Origin of the sequence: Streptomyces sp. NRRL S-495 (assembly GCF_000966955.1) — a bacterium.
GTDB lineage: Bacteria > Actinomycetota > Actinomycetes > Streptomycetales > Streptomycetaceae > Kitasatospora > Kitasatospora purpeofusca.
This window is the reverse complement of record NZ_JZWY01000054.1, coordinates 1-17,891: the sequence shown is the minus strand read 5'-3', so window position 1 is coordinate 17,891 and position 17,891 is coordinate 1. Positions and strand designations below refer to the sequence as shown.

The 17,891-nt window shown below is 72.8% G+C and carries 13 protein-coding genes and 1 pseudogene; 5 read left to right on the top strand and 9 right to left on the bottom strand.

The window, feature by feature from the left end:
- Positions 1 to 11: 11 nt before the first annotated feature.
- Positions 12 to 488 (bottom strand): DUF948 domain-containing protein, encoded by a 477-nt coding sequence (locus tag VR45_RS04245; protein ID WP_045938314.1) that lies wholly within the window; start codon positions 486 to 488, stop codon positions 12 to 14.
- A gap of 265 nt (positions 489 to 753) precedes the next feature.
- Here VR45_RS04245 and VR45_RS46650 point away from each other — a divergent pair, with 265 nt between their 5' ends.
- Positions 754 to 2,916 (top strand): regulator, encoded by a 2,163-nt coding sequence (locus tag VR45_RS46650; protein WP_234325827.1) that lies wholly within the window; start codon positions 754 to 756, stop codon positions 2,914 to 2,916.
- Positions 2,917 to 3,041: 125 nt separating this feature from the next.
- A complete protein-coding gene (locus tag VR45_RS04235) occupies positions 3,042 to 3,335 on the top strand; it encodes a tetratricopeptide repeat protein (RefSeq protein ID WP_045938319.1) in 294 nt (97 codons plus the stop codon).
- Between the two features lie 102 nt (positions 3,336 to 3,437).
- Here VR45_RS04235 and rpsD read toward each other — a convergent pair whose 3' ends face one another.
- The 3 genes from rpsD to ppk2 all read right to left on the bottom strand — a co-directional run bounded on the left by rpsD (position 3,438) and on the right by ppk2 (position 6,710).
- Positions 3,438 to 4,052, bottom strand: a complete 615-nt coding sequence (gene rpsD, locus VR45_RS04230; protein WP_030396046.1) for a 30S ribosomal protein S4 — start codon at positions 4,050 to 4,052, stop codon at positions 3,438 to 3,440.
- 322 nt (positions 4,053 to 4,374) lie between these two features.
- Positions 4,375 to 5,856: a replication-associated recombination protein A gene (locus VR45_RS04225; RefSeq protein WP_234325826.1), complete on the bottom strand. Its 1,482-nt coding sequence runs from the start codon at positions 5,854 to 5,856 to the stop codon at positions 4,375 to 4,377.
- 68 nt (positions 5,857 to 5,924) lie between these two features.
- The gene (gene ppk2, locus VR45_RS04220) at positions 5,925 to 6,710 is read right to left on the bottom strand and encodes a polyphosphate kinase 2 (protein ID WP_045938317.1); all 786 of its coding nucleotides are present in this window, start codon (positions 6,708 to 6,710) and stop codon (positions 5,925 to 5,927) included.
- 316 nt (positions 6,711 to 7,026) lie between these two features.
- Here ppk2 and VR45_RS04215 point away from each other — a divergent pair, with 316 nt between their 5' ends.
- Positions 7,027 to 7,992 carry a LysR family transcriptional regulator gene (locus VR45_RS04215; protein ID WP_063772404.1) on the top strand — a complete coding sequence of 322 codons (966 nt, stop codon included), beginning with the start codon at positions 7,027 to 7,029 and terminating at the stop codon, positions 7,990 to 7,992.
- 41 nt (positions 7,993 to 8,033) lie between these two features.
- Here the strand turns inward: VR45_RS04215 and VR45_RS04210 are convergent, their stop codons facing one another.
- The 4 genes from VR45_RS04210 to VR45_RS04195 form a co-directional block, all read right to left on the bottom strand.
- Positions 8,034 to 8,480, bottom strand: coding sequence for an N-acetyltransferase (locus VR45_RS04210; RefSeq protein ID WP_078896220.1), 447 nt, complete (start codon positions 8,478 to 8,480; stop codon positions 8,034 to 8,036).
- Positions 8,481 to 8,642: 162 nt separating this feature from the next.
- Positions 8,643 to 10,433 (bottom strand): aspartate--tRNA ligase, encoded by a 1,791-nt coding sequence (gene aspS, locus VR45_RS04205; RefSeq protein ID WP_045938312.1) that lies wholly within the window; start codon positions 10,431 to 10,433, stop codon positions 8,643 to 8,645.
- Entirely contained in the window at positions 10,430 to 11,692 is a 1,263-nt protein-coding gene (gene hisS / locus VR45_RS04200; protein ID WP_045938311.1) for a histidine--tRNA ligase, read from the bottom strand. The genes aspS and hisS overlap by 4 nt, the downstream gene beginning before the upstream one ends.
- 11 nt (positions 11,693 to 11,703) lie before the next feature.
- Positions 11,704 to 12,411 carry an MBL fold metallo-hydrolase gene (locus VR45_RS04195; RefSeq protein WP_045938310.1) on the bottom strand — a complete coding sequence of 236 codons (708 nt, stop codon included), beginning with the start codon at positions 12,409 to 12,411 and terminating at the stop codon, positions 11,704 to 11,706.
- A gap of 279 nt (positions 12,412 to 12,690) precedes the next feature.
- Between VR45_RS04195 and VR45_RS48325 the strand changes: the two are divergent.
- Both VR45_RS48325 and VR45_RS04185 read left to right on the top strand, forming a co-directional pair.
- Positions 12,691 to 13,582: pseudogene (locus VR45_RS48325) on the top strand (peptidylprolyl isomerase).
- 265 nt (positions 13,583 to 13,847) lie between these two features.
- On the top strand, positions 13,848 to 15,077 hold the full coding sequence (locus VR45_RS04185) for a DUF349 domain-containing protein (protein WP_043471824.1): 1,230 nt from the start codon (positions 13,848 to 13,850) through the stop codon (positions 15,075 to 15,077).
- Positions 15,078 to 15,150: 73 nt separating this feature from the next.
- Here the strand turns inward: VR45_RS04185 and VR45_RS04180 are convergent, their stop codons facing one another.
- A complete protein-coding gene (locus tag VR45_RS04180; protein ID WP_199839794.1) occupies positions 15,151 to 17,673 on the bottom strand; it encodes a bifunctional (p)ppGpp synthetase/guanosine-3',5'-bis(diphosphate) 3'-pyrophosphohydrolase in 2,523 nt (840 codons plus the stop codon).
- Positions 17,674 to 17,891: the final 218 nt, after the last annotated feature.

Sequence of the window (17,891 nt, the reverse complement as noted above, 5' to 3'; positions counted from 1 at the left end):
GCACCATGCCGTCAGCTCCTCACCGCGCGCCGGACCCGGGACAGCAGCCCGGTCCTCGGCGCGGTCGCGGCGCGGACCTCGGCCCGGATCAGCCGGGCCAGTTCCTCGCGCTCGGACGGCTGGGTGGGCAGCGTCGCGGTGCCCTGCTGCTTGGCGACGGCCTTGCGCACGCCGTAGCTGAACGCCGCGACCTTGACCAGCGGACCGCCGAGGGTCGCCGCGACGGTGGAGGAGAGCGCGTTGGCGTTGGCCGCCGCGTCCTGCACATTGGCGGTGATCTCGTCCACCCGCTCCAGCTGCTCGTTGGCGCTGCGCACGGCGGCGCCGGCGTCGGCCAGCAGCGGCACGGCCTGCTCGGTGACGGCGGAGACGAGGACGGTGGCCTCCTTGAGCACCCGCGACAGCCGGACCAGCACGACGGCGAGCAGGGTGACCAGGACCGCCCAGAACACGGCGACGAGCAGACCGGCCAGCTCTCCCACGGACACCTTTGCGCGCTCCCTCGCCTTGCTGTTTCCCAGGGGAACCCTATCGCGACCGCACCGGGTTTCCGGACCGGGTTTCCCCTGCGGGGCGCGCGGCGAACCGACCGGGTGTGCGATCCGCGCGCGTAACCTACCCGCCGGTCACCTCGTTCTGCCAGGCAGGTCGCCACCCACGCGGCCCAGCCGGACGCCCGGGCCGACCTGGCCCGGGCCTCGAAACGGGGAGCAGGGGTTGGATCGGGATTCCACACCACGGCCGGACCGGCCGGTGCCGGGGCGGCTCCCGGCGGAGGTCACCAGCTTCGTCGGCCGGCAGCACGAGCTGACCGAGCTGGCCCTGCTGCTGGCGGAACGGCGGCTGGTGACGGTCACCGGCCCGGGCGGGGTCGGCAAGAGCCGGCTGGCGCTGCGGGCCGCCGCACGGGCGGCCGGGGCGTTCCCGGACGGCACCTGGCTGGTCGAGGCGGCCCCGGTGCAGGACGGCCGGCTGCTCGGGCACGCCGTGCTGGAGGCGCTGCGGCTGACCGACGGGACGGCGCGGGCCCCGCTGGAGGTGCTGACCGAGCGGCTCGCCGGTCGCCGGCTGCTGCTGGTGCTGGACGGCTGCGAGCACCTGGTGCCGGCCTGCGCCGAGCTGGCCCTGGCGCTGCTGCGGGCGCTGCCGGGGCTGCGGGTGCTGGCGACCAGCCGGGTGGCGCTGCGGACGGCCGGGGAGCACCTGCTGAACCTGGCCCCGCTGCCGGTCGGCACCGCCGGCGCGATCCTCCCGGGGGCGCCGCCGGACGCGGTGCTGCTGTTCGCGGACCGGGCCCGGGCGGTGCTGCCGTCGTTCGCGGTCACCGCCGCGAACGCGGAGGGGATCGCCCAGCTGTGCCGGCGACTGGACGGCATCCCGCTGGCGGTGGAGCTGGCCGCGGGGCGGCTGCGGGCGCTGTCGGTGGAGCAGATCGTCGCGCGGCTGGACGACCGGTTCCGGCTGCTGACCGGCGGTGATCCGGCCGCCCTGCCGCGCCACCAGACCCTGCGCACGACGATCGGCTGGAGCCACGAGCTCTGCACGGAGCAGGAACGTTTACTCTGGGCGCGCCTCTCGGTCTTCGCGGGCGGCTTCGACCTGGACGCCGCCGAGTACGTCTGCGGCGGTGACGGCGTCGATCCGGACGAGCTGTTGGACCTGCTCACCGAGCTGGTCGCCAAGTCCGTGGTGCTGCGCGAGGACAGCCCCTTCGGCGTCCGGTTCCGGCTGCTGGACACCGTCCGCGAGTACGGACTGCGCTGGCTGCGCGCGGCCGGCGCGGAGCACCGGCTGCTGTGCCGGCACCGCGACTGGTACCTGGGCGTGGCCACCTGGGGCGAGGTCGAGTGGTTCGGCCCCCGGCAGGCGGAGACCGCCGAGCGGACCGAGCTGGCGCACACCAATCTGCGGGCCGCCCTGGAGTTCTGCCTGGCCGAGCCGGGCGAGGAGCAGATCGCCCTGCTGATGGCCGGCACGCTCTGGTTCTACTGGGTCGGCTGCAGTCACCTCGGCGAGGGCCGGCACTGGCTCGACCGGGCCCTCGCCCTCGCCCCCGAGCCCACCGAGGCCCGGGCCAAGGCGCTCTGGGTGACCGGCTACATGGCCACCCTCCAGGGCGACCTGGTCGCCGCCCGGCCCGCGCTGGAGGAGTGCCGCCGCCAGGCGCTGGCCACCGGCGACGACCGCGCGCTCGCCTACGCGGTGCACCGGCAGGGCTGCGCGGCGCTGATCGGCGACGAGCCGGCCCGGGCGGCCGAGCTGTTCGAGGAGGCGCTCTGGCACTACCGCACCATCGGCGAGCTCAACAGCAACGTCCTGATGGCGATGTTCGAGCTGGGCATCGCCTACCTGTTCCAGGGCGACCAGGACAGCGGCGAGCTGTGGCTCGGCCAGATCCGCGAGCTGTGCGAGGAGCACGGCGAGCAGTGGGCGTACGCGTACGGGCTGTACGCGCTGGCGTACTCGCACTGGCTGAACGGCGAGATCCGCCCGGCCCGGACGCTGGCCCGGGAGAGCGTCCGGCTCAACCACCTCTTCAACGACCTGCTGGGCATCGTGCTGGCGATCGACCTGCTGGCGCTGCTGGAGACCGAACCGGCCGGCCCGGGCGAGCCGGGGGACCTGCGCGAGGCCCGGGTGCTGCAGGGCGCGGCGCACCGGATCTGGCAGGCGGTCGGCAAGCCGTTCTTCGGTTCCCGCACCTTCAACGGCCCGCACCGGGCCTGCGAGGAGCGCGCCGGCGCCGGGCTGACCGAGCAGGAGTACACCGACTTCTTCACCACCGGCACCCGGCTCGACCTGGACGCCGCCGTGCACCGCGCGCTGGGCGGCGGCGAGCACCCGGAGGACCCGGGGGCGCGGCCGGGACCGGGGCCGCTGCCGCCGGCCCCGCAGCCCTCGCCGGTGGGCCGGTGAGGCCGGAGGGCGCTCGGCGGCACCCCGGGAATAGTTGAAACTTGTCCCTTGCTGGAGGGGGCGGAACCACCGGCCCGTACGGAAGGAGCACCCCCGTGGCCACCAACCTCGCCGACGACTACCGCATGGCGAACTTCTACTTCGACTCCAAGGCGTACACGGACGCCGCCCGGATGCTGGAGGGGGTGCTCGCCGAGGAGCCGGCCAACCTGTCGGTCCGGCTGCTGCTGGCCCGCAGCTACTTCCACTCCGCCCAGCTGCGCCGGGCCGAGGCGGAGCTGCGCCGGGTGCTGGACTCCGACCCGGCCGAGGACTACGCCCGGCTGATGCTCGGCCGCACCCTGGAGCGCCAGGGCCGCCACGAGGAGGCCCGGCCGCACCTGCGGCTGGTCGCCGCGATGACCGGCGAGCAGCTCTGACGAACCCGGTACAGGCAGAACCTCCCCCGCACAGGGGCGAGCCCCCGCCGCCACAAGGGCGACGGGGGCTCGCTGGGTACCGCAGGTGATACCGCTCGCGGGTCAGCGCGAGTAGTACTCGACGACGAGCTGCTCGTCGCAGATCACCGGGACCTCCTTGCGCTGCGGCGCGCGGTCCAGGCGGAAGGCCAGGGCCTTCAGGTTGACCTCGAGGTACTTCGGGGTCTGGCCCTCGCCCGCGTTGCCACCCTCACGGGCGACCTGGAACGGGACCTTCTCCTTGCTGCGCTCGCGGATGGTCACCACGAAGCCCGGCTTCATCTGGAACGACGGCTTGTTGACCTTGCCGCCGTTGACCTCGACGTGGCCGTGGACGACCATCTGACGGGCCTGGTAGATGGTGCGGGCGATGCCCGAACGCAGCACCAGCGAGTCGAGGCGGGTCTCCAGCTCGGCGACGAGCGCCTCACCGGTCTTGCCCTCGGCCTTCTTCGCGCGGTCGAACGCACGGGCCATCTGCTTCTCGCTCAGGTCGTACTGAGCGCGCAGACGCTGCTTCTCGACCAGACGGACCTTGTAGTCCGAGTTCTGCTTGCGGCCACGGCCGTGCTGGCCGGGCGGGTACGGGCGGGCCTCGAAGTACTTGACGGACTTCGGGGTCAGCGGCACGCCGAGCGCACGCGCGATCTTGACCTTGGGACGCTTCTGGTTCGCCATGAACCAAACCTTCCTTACTGACGACTACGGCTTCACCAGGTGTTGACGGAGGTCGCATGTCGCGGCCCGGAGAAAACCCCACTGCCCTGGGGCAGTGCGATCAGCCGCTCTCCGGAGCCGGGCACGAATGTGCTGGTCACACGGGCGGACCGGGAACCGGTCGCCCGCGACACCGAGACGGTGCGCGACGCTCCTGGTGCGGACCTCCCGGAGGAGGTCTACGGCCACTGCCCCGCTGGTGCGGCCGGTCGGTCGGGTCTCCCCCACCGCCGTCCCGGGACATGGCACTCCGCCCGAGTATACCGGCAGATCACCGGCCCCCTCACCCGGCCTCCCGCTCCCCTTCCGAGGCCGCCTCCGGGGCCGCTTCCGACCCCGGCTTCGGGTCCGCCTTGGGTTCCGGCTTCGGGTCGGGCTTGGGTTCTGCCTTGGACACCGCCTTGGCGGGCCCGGCCGGCTCGCCCCACAGCCGCCCCCTGGTCCACTCCACGACGTCCGCGTAGCGCGCCTCCCCGCCGCGCCGGGTCGGCCGGTAGTACGCCCGCCCGTGCACCGCGTCCGGCGCGTACTGCTGGCTCGCGATGCCCTCCGGCAGGTCGTGCGGGTACTGGTAGCCCTTGCCGTGCCCCAGCTTGCCCGCGCCCCCGTAGTGCGCGTCCCGCAGATGCGGCGGCACCGGCCCGGCCAGGCCCTGCCGGACGTCCGCGAGCGCCGCGTCGATCGCCAGGTAGGCGGCGTTGGACTTGGGCGCCAGGGCGAGCGCGATGGCCGCCTGGGAGAGGATGATCCGTGCCTCCGGGAAGCCGATCAGCGCCACCGCCTGGGCCGCCGCCACCGCCGTCGGCAGCGCCGTCGGATCGGCCAGGCCGATGTCCTCGCTCGCCGAGATCATCAGCCGGCGGGCGATGAAGCGCGGGTCCTCCCCCGCCTCGATCATCCGGGCCAGGTAGTGCAGCGTGGCGTCCACGTCGCTGCCCCGGATCGACTTGATCAGCGCACTGGCCACGTCGTAGTGCTGGTCGCCGTCCCGGTCGTAGCGGACGGCCGCCTGGTTGACGGCGGTCTCGGTGCTGGCGAGGCTGATCTCCGCCTCCCCCTGCTCCAGCGCCGCCCCGGCCGCCGCCTCCAGCGTGGTGAGCGCCTTGCGGGCGTCGCCGCCGGCCAGCCGGACCAGGTGGTCCTCGGCCTCCGCGGCCAGCTCCACCGCGCCCCCGAGACCGCGCTCGTCCACGACCGCGCGGCGCAGCAGCGCCCGGACGTCGTCGTCGGTCAGCGACTCCAGGGTGAGCAGCAGCGAGCGGGAGAGCAGCGGGGAGATCACCGAGAAGTACGGGTTCTCGGTGGTCGCGGCGATCAGGGTCACCCAGCGGTTCTCCACCGCCGGGAGCAGGGAGTCCTGCTGGGCCTTGGAGAAGCGGTGGATCTCGTCGAGGAAGAGCACCGTCTCCCGGCCGGACATGCCGACCGCGCGCCGGGCGCCGTCGATGACCGCGCGGACCTCCTTGACCCCGGCGGTGATCGCGGACAGCTCGACGAAACGGCCCTCGACGGCCTGGCTGATGACGTGCGCGAGCGTGGTCTTCCCGGTGCCGGGCGGGCCCCAGAGGATCACCGAGCTGGTCGCCGCCGGGCCGCGCGACCCCGACACCAGCCGGCGCAGCGGGGAGCCGTCCTTGAGCAGTTTCCGCTGACCGGCCACCTCGTCGAGGGTGCGCGGGCGCATCCGCACGGCGAGCGGCGCCCGGCCGGGCTCCTTGGCCTGGCGTTCCTCGGCGGCAGCGGTGAAGAGGTCCGGTTCGTCCACACCGGAAGCCTATGCGAGCCCTCCGACAGCCCGCCCCGGATCCGGGGCGGGCCCGGCCGCCGCAGCCCCTATCCGTCGAGCCGGGCCGCGTGGTCCGGCACGTACTTCTGGAGGTCCCGCGGCGGCCGCCGGTAGCCCTGGGAGGCCGGGCGCTCCGGCAGCTCGATCGGCCGCGGGCCCACTTCGCGGTACGGGACGGTGGAGAGCAGGTGGGCGATCATGTTGATCCGGGCCCGCCGCTTGTCGTCGCTCTCCACCACGTGCCAGGGCGACTCGGGGGTGTCGGTGTGCAGGAACATCTCGTCCTTGGCCCGCGAGTAGTCCTCCCAGCGGGTGATCGACTCGACGTCCATCGGCGAGAGCTTCCAGCGCTTCATCGGGTCCGCCAGCCGCTCCCGGAAGCGCCGCTCCTGCTCGGTGTCGCTGACCGAGAACCAGTACTTGCGCAGCAGCAGGCCGGACTCGGAGAGCATCCGCTCGAAGATCGGGGCCTGGTGCAGGAACTGCCAGTACTCCTCCTCGCCGCAGAAGCCCATCACCCGCTCCACCCCGGCGCGGTTGTACCAGCTGCGGTCGAACAGCACGATCTCCCCGGCGGCCGGCAGGTGCTCGACGTACCGCTGGAAGTACCACTGGGTGCGCTGGCGCTCGGTCGGCGCGGGCAGTGCGGCGACCCGGGCGATGCGCGGGTTCAGATACTCCGTCACCCGCTTGATCGCGCCGCCCTTGCCGGCCGCGTCGCGCCCCTCGAAGACCACCACCAGCCGGGCGCCCTCCGCGCGCACCCACTCCTGGAGCTTCACCAGCTCGTGCTGGAGCCGGAGCAGTTCGCGCTCGTACGGCTTCCTCGCCAGCCGTCCGGCCGGGGCGCTCCCTCCGTCGGGGCCGCTCCGCCCCTCGGGCTCGCTCTGCTCGCGCTGGGCCTTGGCTGCCACCTGGCTGCCTCCGTTCGGCGGGGTGCTGATGATCCCTCACCGTACGTCCTGGGGCGGATTTCCGCAGGTCCCGCCCGGGCGGCGGCAGCGCGCCGGGGGGTGTTCCGGCCCGGCACCGGCGGCCCCCTGAACCGTCGCTGCCGGGCTCCCCCGTCGACCGGCCCGAAGACCGAACGACCAACCATGACCCAGACCTGCCGAACGGGTCCAATTGCCGGTTCCATAACCTGTGGGCATGGATGTCGACACCCGTCTGCTGCGCGGCTTCGCCGCGGTCTGCGAGGAGGGGCAGCTGACCGCGGCGGCGGCCCGGCTGCTGGTCTCCCAGCCGGCGCTGACCAAGCAGATCCGGCAGCTGGAGACCCTGCTCGGGGTCGAGCTGTTCGAACGCTCGCGGCACGGCATGACCCCGACCCGGGCCGGCCTGGCCCTGGCCGCGCACACCGGGGCGCTGATGGCCGGCTGGGAGGAGGCGCTGCGCGCCACCCGGGCGGCCTCGGCGGAGCACGGCTCGACGCTCCGGGTGGGCTTCGAGGGCGGCATCATCAATCTGATGACCCAGCGCACGGTCGCGGACTTCGCCCGGCGGATGCCGGGCTGGCAGGTGGAGCTGCGGCAGAACAACTGGTTCGACCCGACCTCCGGCCTGGCCACCGGCGAGATCGATCTGACCCTCTGGCACGCGCCGCCCTCGCTGGCCCGGCACTACAGCGTGGCCGTGCTGGGCGAGGAGCCGCGCTGCGCGGCGCTGCCGGCCGGGCACCGGCTGGCCGGCCGTGCGGTGATCGACTTCGAGGAGCTGCTCGACGAGCCCTTCGTGGCGATCCCGCACGAGTCCGGGCACTGGCGGGACTACTGGCTGGCGGTCCGGGAGCGGGGCGGGCGACCGGTGCGGATCGGCGCGGTGGCGCACAACACCGACGAGTGGCTGGCCGCCGTGGTGTGCGGCCAGGGCGTCGGCTTCGCCCCGGAGACAATGAGTCGGCTGGCACCGCGCGAGGATGTCGCGTACCGGCCGGTGCGGGGGTTGAGCCCGAGCCAGGTCGGGCTGTACTGGCCGAAGGACCGGACGCCGACACCTGCCATGGCCGCGTTCGTGCGCAGCTGCCGGGCCACGGTAGGTCTCGGGAACCGGATCGACGAGCGGGGTGCCCAGGACCCGCCGCAGGGCCTGTCGGAGGACACGCCCCGAACGCCCTGAACCACCCTGGGCGTCCGAGCGCCTGAGCGCCCTGGAAGGCCCTAGACGGCCTCGAAGGGCTCCGGGTAGCGGCACAGGCCGCTCGGGGAGCCGTCGTACCCGGGCAGGGCGAGCGTCTGGAGGTACCCCTCGGGCACCTCGAACGGGCCGCTCACCTCGTGCCGCTGGGCCGGGATGAAGCCGAAGCGGCCGTAGTAGTCCGGGTCGCCGAGCACGACGACGAGCTTCTCGCCGGCCTCCTCGGCGGCCGTCAGCGCGGCCCGGACCACCAGCTCGCCGACACCCTTGCGCTGCCACTCGGGCGCGACGGCGACCGGCGCGAGCGCCAGCCCGGGGCCCTCGCCGACCCGCAGCCGGGAGAGCAGCGCGTGGCCGACGACCAGCCCGGTGTCGTCGACGGCGACCACCGACAGCTCCGGCAGCCAGGCCGGGTCGCGGCGCAGCGCGTCGACCAGGTCGGCCTCGTCGGGGCCGGGGAAGGCGGCCATGTGGACTCGTCTGGTGGCGGGAGCGTCCTCGGGACACTCGATTCTGGTACTGACCTTCACAGGGGATCCCTCTCTCTGTCGCACACCGTTGTGGACCGGCCCCGGACAGCACGATCGCTGTCCGGGGCCGTGAAAGGTTAGCCGATGCCGGCCGACGGAATGTCAGGCCTTCGGCTGCGCCTCGGACTTGGCGTCCTCGCGGACCTTCGGCTGGGCGTCCACGCCGGCCTCGCGGCGCTGCGCCGGGGTGATCGGGGTGGGGGCGCCGGTCAGCGGGTCGCCGCCGGTGGACGTCTTCGGGAAGGCGATGACGTCACGGATGGTGTCGTACCCGCCGAGCAGGGTGACGATCCGGTCGAGGCCGAAGGCGACACCACCGTGCGGCGGCGGGCCGTAGTTGAAGGCGTCCAGCAGGAAGCCGAACTGCGAGGCGGCCTCCTCCTCGGAGAGGCCGATCGCGTCGAACGCCCGCTTCTGCACGTCCCGCTGGTGGATACGGATCGAACCGCCGCCCAGCTCCGAGCCGTTGAGCACGAGGTCGTAGGCGTTGGACAGGGCGCTGCCCGGGTCGGTGTCGAAGGTCGCCAGCGACTCGGCGGTGGGGGCGGTGAAGGGGTGGTGCACCGCGTGCCAGCCCTGGAAGGCGCCCTTGTCGTCCTCGATCGGCTCGAACATCGGGAAGTCGACGACCCAGAGGAAGGCCCACTGGGACTCGTCGATGAGCTCGCAGCGGCGGCCGATCTCCAGTCGGGCGGCGCCGAGCAGCTCCTGCGAGGGGCGCTCCTTGCCGGCCGCGAAGAAGACCGCGTCGCCGTTCTTGGCGCCGGCGGCGGCGGCGAGGCCGGCCAGGTGCTCCTCGGAGAGGTTCTTGGCGACCGGGCCGCGCAGCTCGCCGGTCTCGGCGTCGATGAGCACGTAGGCGAGGCCCTTGGCGCCGCGCGCCTTGGCCCAGTCCTGCCAGGCGTCGAGCTGCTTGCGCGGCTGCGAGGCACCGCCGGGCATGACCACGGCACCGACGTACGGGGCCTGGAAGACGCGGAACTCGGTGCCCCGGAAGTACTCGGTGAGGTCGGTGAGTTCCTGGCCGAAGCGGACGTCCGGCTTGTCCGAGCCGTAGCGGCCCATGGCGTCGGCGTAGGTCATCCGCGGCAGCGGGTTCGGGACCTCGTAGCCGTGGACCTCGCGCCAGATCGAGCCGATGATCTTCTCGCCAAGGGCCAGGATGTCCTCCTGGTCGACGAAGGAGGCCTCGATGTCGAGCTGGGTGAACTCCGGCTGCCGGTCGGCGCGGAAGTCCTCGTCGCGGAAGCAGCGGGCGATCTGGTAGTAGCGCTCCATGCCGGCCACCATCAGCAGCTGCTTGAACAGCTGGGGCGACTGCGGCAGGGCGTACCAGTGGCCGGGCTGGAGGCGGACCGGGACCAGGAAGTCGCGGGCACCCTCGGGGGTGGAGCGGGTGAGGTACGGCGTCTCGATGTCGAGGTAGTCGTTGTCCTCCATCACCCGGCGGATGATGTTGTTGACCTTGGAGCGCAGGCGCAGGCCCTTGGCCGGGCCCTCGCGGCGCAGGTCGAGGTAGCGGTAGCGGAGGCGGACCTCCTCGTTGACCGTGCCGGGCTCGTACTCGGCGACCGGGAACGGCAGCGGCGCGGCCTCGGAGAGGACCTCGATCGCGCTGACCACGACCTCGACGGCGCCGGTCGGGATGTCGGCGTTCTCGTTGCCCTCGGGGCGGACCCGGACGTCGCCGACCACCTTGACGCAGTACTCGGCGCGAAGGCCGTGCACCGAGTCCAGGTCGCGGACCACGATCTGCACGGTGCCGGAGGCGTCGCGCAGATCGATGAAGGCCACGCCGCCGTGGTCGCGGCGGCGGGCGACCCAGCCGGCCAGGGTGACGGTGGTGCCTGCGTGCTCCGGGCGGAGCGTGCCCGCGTCGTGCGTGCGGATCACAGCTGCTTCTCCTTCAGGGTGGTGACGAGTGCGTCGAGGGCGACGGGGGCCTGCTCGCCGGTGGTGAGGTCCTTGAGCTGGACCACGCCCTCCGCGAGGTCCCGGTCGCCGGCGACGAGGGCGAAGCGGGCGCCGGATCGGTCGGCGGACTTCATGGCGTTCTTGATGCTCTTGACGCCGAAGGCGAGGTCGGTCGCGACGCCGGCCCGGCGCAGCTCGACCACCTTGGCGAACAGGACGTTCTTGGCCTCCTCGCCGAGCGCGACGGCGTAGACGGAGGTGGCGGCCGGCAGTTCGAGGGCGACACCCTCGGCCTCCAGGGCCAGGAAGGTGCGGTCCACGCCGAGCGCCCAGCCGACCGAGGGCAGCGCGGGGCCGCCGATCATCTCGGACAGGCCGTCGTAGCGGCCGCCGCCGCCGATCGCGGACTGGGCGCCGAGGCCGTTGTGCACGAACTCGAAGGTGGTGCGGGTGTAGTAGTCCAGCCCGCGGACCAGCTTGGGGTCGTCGACGAAGGCCACGCCGTTGGCGGTGAGCAGCTCGCGGACCTTCTCGTCGTAGGCCTTGCAGTCCTCGCAGAGGTAGTCGCGCAGCATCGGGGCGCCGACGAGCTGGGCCTGCACGGACTCGCGCTTGTCGTCGAGGACGCGCAGCGGGTTGATCTCCGCGCGGCGGCGGGTGTCCTCGTCGAGGTCCAGGCCGGCCAGGAACTCGATCAGGGCGGCGCGGTAGACCGGGCGGCACTGCTTGTCGCCGAGGCTGTTGAGCAGCAGCGAGTAGTCGCTCAGGCCGAGCGCCCGGAAGGCGTCGTCGGCGAGGATGATCAGCTCGGCGTCCAGCGCCGGGTCCTCCGCGCCGATCGCCTCCGCGCCGACCTGCGAGAACTGGCGGTAGCGGCCCTTCTGGGCGCGCTCGTAGCGGTAGTACGAGCCGGAGTACCAGAGCTTGACCGGCAGGTTGCCCTGCTTGTGCAGGTTGGCCTGCAGCGCGGCGCGCAGCACGGAGGCGGTGCCCTCGGGGCGCAGCGCGAGCTCGTCGCCGCCCTTGGTGGTGAGGGTGTACATCTCCTTGGAGACGATGTCGGTGGACTCGCCGACACCGCGGGAGAACAGCTTGACGTCCTCGAAGACCGGGGTCTCGATGTACCCGTAGCCGGCCCGGCGGGCGGGGGCGGCGATGGCCTCGCGGATCGCCAGGAAGGTCGCGGAGCTGGGCGGCAGCAGGTCGTAGGTGCCCTTGGGGGCGGTGAAGGTGCTCAACTTCTCTTCCGTCACATTCCTCGTCGCGGGAAAGCCGGGGCGCCGTCCGCCCCCGCTGCCTGTCGGAGGTAGGGGTTGGTGGCGCGCTCGCGGCCGATGGTGGTCTGTCCGCCGTGGCCGGAGAGGACCACGGTGGCGTCGTCGAGGGGCAGGCACACCCGGGCCAGCGAGCGCATGATCGCCTCGCCGTCCCCGCCCGGGAGGTCCGTCCGCCCTATGGAGCCGGCGAAGAGCAGGTCGCCCGAGAAGAGCACCGGAGGGAGGTCCTCGGCGCCGGGCGTCCGGAACGTCACCGACCCCCCGGTATGGCCGGGGGCGTGGTCGACGGTGAGCGAGAGGCCCGCGAGCTCCAGCACGCTGCCGTCGGTCAGCTCGCGGACGTCGTCCGGCTCGCCGACGGTGAGCTCGCCCATCAGCTGGGTGCCCAGGGAGCGGCCGAGCGCCCGCTCGGGGTCGCTCATCATGTAGCGGTCCTCGGGGTGGATCCAGGCCGGCACGCCCTTGGCGCCGCAGACCGGGACCACGGAGGCGACGTGGTCGATGTGGCCGTGGGTGAGCAGCACCGCGACCGGCTTCAGCCGGTGCTCGCGGACGAGTTCCTCGACGCCGGCGGCGGCCTGGTGGCCCGGATCGACGATGACGCACTCCTCGCCCGGCCCCGGCGCGACCAGGTAGCAGTTGGTGCCCCAGGCTCCAGCGGGGAATCCGGCGATGAACACGCGCGTCCTTCGGTGTCGGTCTCGGTCTCTCGGGCTTCGGCCGCCGCGGTGGCTCCGGCTGCTGCTACAAGCTGTGATTGCAGGGGCAGCCTACCGGCGGTCCGGGTCCGGTTGCGAACCAGATCCGGGTGACAGGTTCACTTCGACCTGACAGGTTCACCCCGTTCTTACGGTCGCGGTCCCTACACTTGGCCGCCGATGGGTGCGATGATCCGCATCGGCATCGCACACACGAGGCCCACACATCAGCGACCAGCACTTCCGTAGGAGACAAAGCCGGTGGTCACCAGCGAACAGCGGCGGCGGCAGCTCGCCCGGGACAAGTACGAACGCCAGGCGGAGCGCCGGGCCGCCGCGGCGGCCGCGCGCAAGCGCCGCAACAGCGTCCTCGGCGCGGCGTTGGCGGTGGTCGTGCTGGCCGGCGGCGGCACCCTGTTCGCGACCGGCGCCTTCGACTCGGACGACAAGAAGAAGAGCGACCCCGCCGCCCAGGCCGCGCCCACCCCGACCGGGCCGACGGTCCCGACAGAAGAGCGACCACGTCGCCCAGGCCGCGCCCACCCCGACCGAGCCGACGGTCCCGACCCGCAAGCCGGTCGAGGGCTGCGGCGAGGCCGCCCCGGGCAGCCCGAACGGCAAGCAGTGGCAGGCCGAGCCGGCCCTGACCGTGGACGCCAAGGCCACCTACACCGCGACGCTGGACAGCAACTGCGGCAAGGTGACGCTGGCGCTGGACGCCGCCAAGGCCCCGCACACGGTCAACTCCTTCGCCTTCCTGGCCGGCGAGAAGTACTTCGACCACACCAAGTGCCACCGCCTCACCACCGACGGCATCTTCGTGCTGCAGTGCGGCGACCCGACCGCCAGCGCCACCGCCCCCGGCGGCACCGGCGGCCCGGGCTACAAGTTCGCCGACGAGAACCTCACCGGCGCGACCTACCCGGCCGGCACCGTGGCGATGGCCAACTCCGGCCCCGGCACCAACGGCAGCCAGTTCTTCCTGGTCTACAAGGACACCCAGCTGCCGCCGAACTACACCCCCTTCGGCAAGATCACCGGCGGTCTGGACGTGCTCCAGAAGATCGCCGCCGCGGGCACCCTGGAGGGCGGCACGGACGGCCACCCGATGGCCGACGTCACCCTCAACTCGGTGACCGCCGCCAAGGGTTGATCCGCTCCGGGACCGGCCCGGCGGCGCCCCCGCGGCCCGCCGGGCGGCCCCGGCCCGAAATCGCCCGGCCCGGATGCGGACAGCACCGGGCCTGGTCGCCTATGTTGGCGTTGTATAGGGTGCCCAGACCCGCCAGCCGTCACCCTCGGCAAGCAGGACACGGCGGACGGGGACGGCGGACCCATCGGTCCGCCGCACATCAACTGTGGACGACGGACGCCCTACCGCCCCGGCGGTGGGCGCGACGTCATGTGGAGGACGCGCTATGAGCAGCGACCCGTGGGGCCGTGTCGACGAGCAGGGCACGGTCTACGTCAGGACCGCGGACGGCGAACGCGTCGTCGGCTCCTGGCAGGCCGGCTCGCCCGAGGAGGCGCTCGCCTACTTCGAGCGCAAGTACCAGGGCATCGAGGTGGAGATCGGCCTGCTGGAGAAGCGGGTGCGCACCACCGACCTGGCCGCCAAGGACGCCCAGGCCGCGCTGGAGCACCTGCGCGAGCAGGTCACCGAGGCGCACGCGGTGGGCGACCTGGCCGCGCTGGCCAAGCGCCTGGACACGCTCACCGGCGAGATCGACAGCCGCCGCGAGGAGCGCAAGGCCGCCCGCGCCAAGGCCCAGGACGAGACCCGCACCGCCAAGGAGGCGCTGGTCGCCGAGGCCGAGCAGCTCGCCGAGTCCACCCAGTGGCGGGAGGCCGGCGACCGGCTGCGCGCCCTGGTGGACACCTGGAAGGCCCTGCCCCGGCTGGACCGCAAGAGCGACGACGAGCTGTGGCACCGCTTCTCGCACGCCCGCTCGGTCTTCTCCAAGCACCGCAAGTCGCACTTCGCGTCGCTGGACGCCGAGCGCGAGCAGGCCCGGCTCACCAAGGAGCAACTGGTCACCGAGGCCGAGGCGCTCTCCTCGTCCACCGACTGGGGCGACACCGCGGCCGGCTACCGCGACCTGATGGCGCGCTGGAAGGCCGCCGGCCGCGCCCAGCGCGACATCGAGGACGAGCTGTGGGCGCGGTTCCGCGGCGCCCAGGACGTCTTCTTCCAGGCGCGCTCCGCGGTGTTCAGCGAGCGTGACGCCGAGCAGGTGGCCAACCAGAAGCTCAAGGAGGCGCTGGCGGCCGAGGCCGAGACCATCCTGCCGATCACCGATCTCAAGGCCGCCAAGGCGGCGCTGCGCGAGATCAACGAGCGCTGGGAGGCCATCGGCCACGTGCCGCGCGACGTCCGCCCGAAGCTGGACGGCCGGCTGAACACGGTCGAGCGGGCGATCCGCGAGGCCGAGGACAGCGAGTGGAAGCGCTCCAACCCGGAGGCCAAGGCCCGCGCGGCCGGCATGGTCGGCCTGTTCCAGGCCAAGGCCGACAAGCTCCGCACCGACCTCGACAAGGCCCGCGCGGCCGGCAACGCCTCCCGGACGGCGAAGCTGGAGTCCGAGCTGGCCGGCGTCGAGGAGCTGCTGCAGCAGGCCCACCGCAGCCAGGAGGAGTTCAGCGGCTGATCCCGGCCACTGACAGCGTGCGAAGGGCCCCCGGGGAGCGATCCCCGGGGGCCCTTCGCGTTGCCGGCGGCCGCTACTTGCGGGCCGAGGTGACGCGGTAGACGTCGTAGACGCCCTCGACGCCGCGGACCGCCTTGAGGACGTGGCCGAGGTGCTTGGGGTCGCCCATCTCGAAGGTGAACCGGCTCATCGCCACCCGGTCGCGGGAGGTCTGCACCGCCGCCGACAGGATGTTGACGTGCTGGTCCGACAGCACCCGGGTGACGTCCGAGAGCAGCCGGGAGCGGTCCAGCGCCTCGACCTGGATCGCCACCAGGAACACCGAGGACTGGGTGGCCGCCCACTCGACGTCGATCATCCGCTCGGGCTGCTGGCTGAGCGCCTCCACGTTGACGCAGTCGGCGCGGTGCACCGAGACGCCGTTGCCGCGGGTGATGAAGCCCACGATGCCGTCGCCCGGGACCGGGGTGCAGCAGCGCGACAGCTTCACCCAGACGTCCTCGACGCCCTTGACGATCACACCCGGGTCGCCCTTGGCCCGGCGGCGCGCCGCGCGCCGGTTGTCGTGCGTGGGCGTGGCCGTCTCGGCGAGGTCCTCGGTGGCGCCCTCCTCGCCGCCCAGCGCCTGCACCAGCTTCTGGACGATGTTCTGCGCCGCGACATGGCCCTCGCCGATCGCCGCGTACAGCGAGGAGATGTCGGGGTAGCGCATCTCGTGGGCCAGGGTGACCAGCGAGTCCCCGGTGAGGATCCGCTGGATCGGCAGGCCCTGCTTGCGCATCGCCCGGACGATCGCCTCCTTGCCCTGCTCGATCGCCTCCTCGCGGCGCTCCTTGGAGAACCAGGCCCGGATCTTGTTGCGGGCCCGCGGCGATTTGACGAAGCCCAGCCAGTCCCGGGACGGTCCGGCGTTCTCCGCCTTGGAGGTGAACACCTCGACGGTGTCGCCGTTCTCCAGGGTCGACTCCAGCGGCACCAGCCGCCCGTTCACCCGGGCCCCTATGGTGCGGTAGCCGACCTCGGTGTGCACCGCGAACGCGAAGTCCACCGGGGTGGCTCCGGCCGGGAGCGCTATGACGTCGCCCTTGGGCGTGAAGACGAAGACCTCGTTGCTGGCCAGGTCGAAGCGGAGCGACTCCAGGAACTCGCCCGGGTCGGCGGTCTCCTTCTGCCAGTCCAGCAGCTGCCGCAGCCAGGCCATCTCGTTGACGGCGCCGGCCTTGTCGTCCTTGCGGGTCTGGGTCGGGGTGTCGGTGCGGACCTTGGAGGCCCCGGCCACCGCCCGCTGCTTGTACTTCCAGTGCGCGGCGATGCCGTACTCGGCCCGGCGGTGCATGTCGAAGGTGCGGATCTGCAGCTCGACCGGCTTGCCCCCGGGACCGATCACCGTGGTGTGCAGCGACTGGTACATGTTGAACTTGGGCATCGCGATGTAGTCCTTGAACCGCCCCGGCACCGGGTTCCACCGCGCGTGGATGGTGCCCAGCGCCGCGTAGCAGTCGCGGACGGTGTCGACCAGGACCCGGATGCCCACCAGGTCGTAGATCTCGGCGAAGTCCCGGCCCCGGACGATCATCTTCTGGTAGACCGAGTAGTAGTGCTTCGGCCGACCGGTGACGGAGGCGGTGATCCTGGCGCCGCGCAGGTCGCCCTGGACCTGGTCGATGACGGTCGCCAGGTACTCGTCCCGCTTGGGGGCGCGCTCGGCGACCAGCCGGACGATCTCGTCGTACATCTTGGGGTAGAGGATCGCGAAGGCGAGGTCCTCCAGCTCCCACTTGATGGTGTTCATGCCCAGCCGGTGCGCCAGCGGGGCGTAGATCTCCAGCGTCTCGCGGGCCTTCTTCTCCTGCTTCTCCCGCTTGAGGTAGCGCATGGTGCGCATGTTGTGCAGCCGGTCGGCCAGCTTGATCACCAGGACCCGCGGGTCCTTGGCCATCGCGACGACCATCTTGCGGACCGTCTCGGCCTGCGCGGCCTCGCCGAACTTCACCCGGTCCAGCTTGGTGACGCCGTCGACCAGCAGGGCCACCGAGTCGCCGAAGTCCTTGCGCAGGGTCTCCAGGCCGTAGTCGGTGTCCTCGACCGTGTCGTGCAGCAGCCCGGCCATCAGGGTCGGGGCGTCCATGCCCAGCTCGGCCAGGATGGTGGCGACCGCCAGCGGGTGGGTGATGTAGGGGTCGCCGCTCTTGCGCTTCTGCCCGCGGTGCCACTTCTCGGCGACCGCGTACGCCTTCTCGATGTCCCGCAGCAGCGCCGGATCGGCCTTGGGGTCGTTGGCCCGGATGGAGCGGAACAGCGGCTCCAGCACCGGGTTGAGGACGCTGGAGCGCTGGCCGCCGAGGCGGGCGAGGCGGGCGCGCATGCCGCCGGCGGTGGAGGCCCGGCCGCCCGGCGCGGACGGGCGGGACGGGGTCGGCGCCGGGCGGGCCGGGGTGGCCCCCGAGGGCGTGGGCCGGTTCTCGGGGGCGGCCGCAGCGGCCTTGGGCACAACCTCGTCGGGCAAGGACACTCCTCGGGGCACTCGGCCTGCCCCCCGCGGGCGCCGTGCGGCTGGGACCGCGCCTCGCACAACCGGGAGGGGATGAATCTTCATGGTACCGAGCCTCGCGCCGGGCCGTTCGGTCGGCCGGGCCCCGCACACGGACCGGACACACGCCGGACACAACGACGGGCGGCAGCCGGATGATTCCGACCGCCGCCCGTCCGGGTCGTGCGTCCTAGGAGCACGACCGGCGTCAGACCATGACCAGCGTCTCCAGCGGAGCGTCGCCCAGGTGCGGGGCGAGCCGCTCGCGGCCGCCGAGGAAGCCG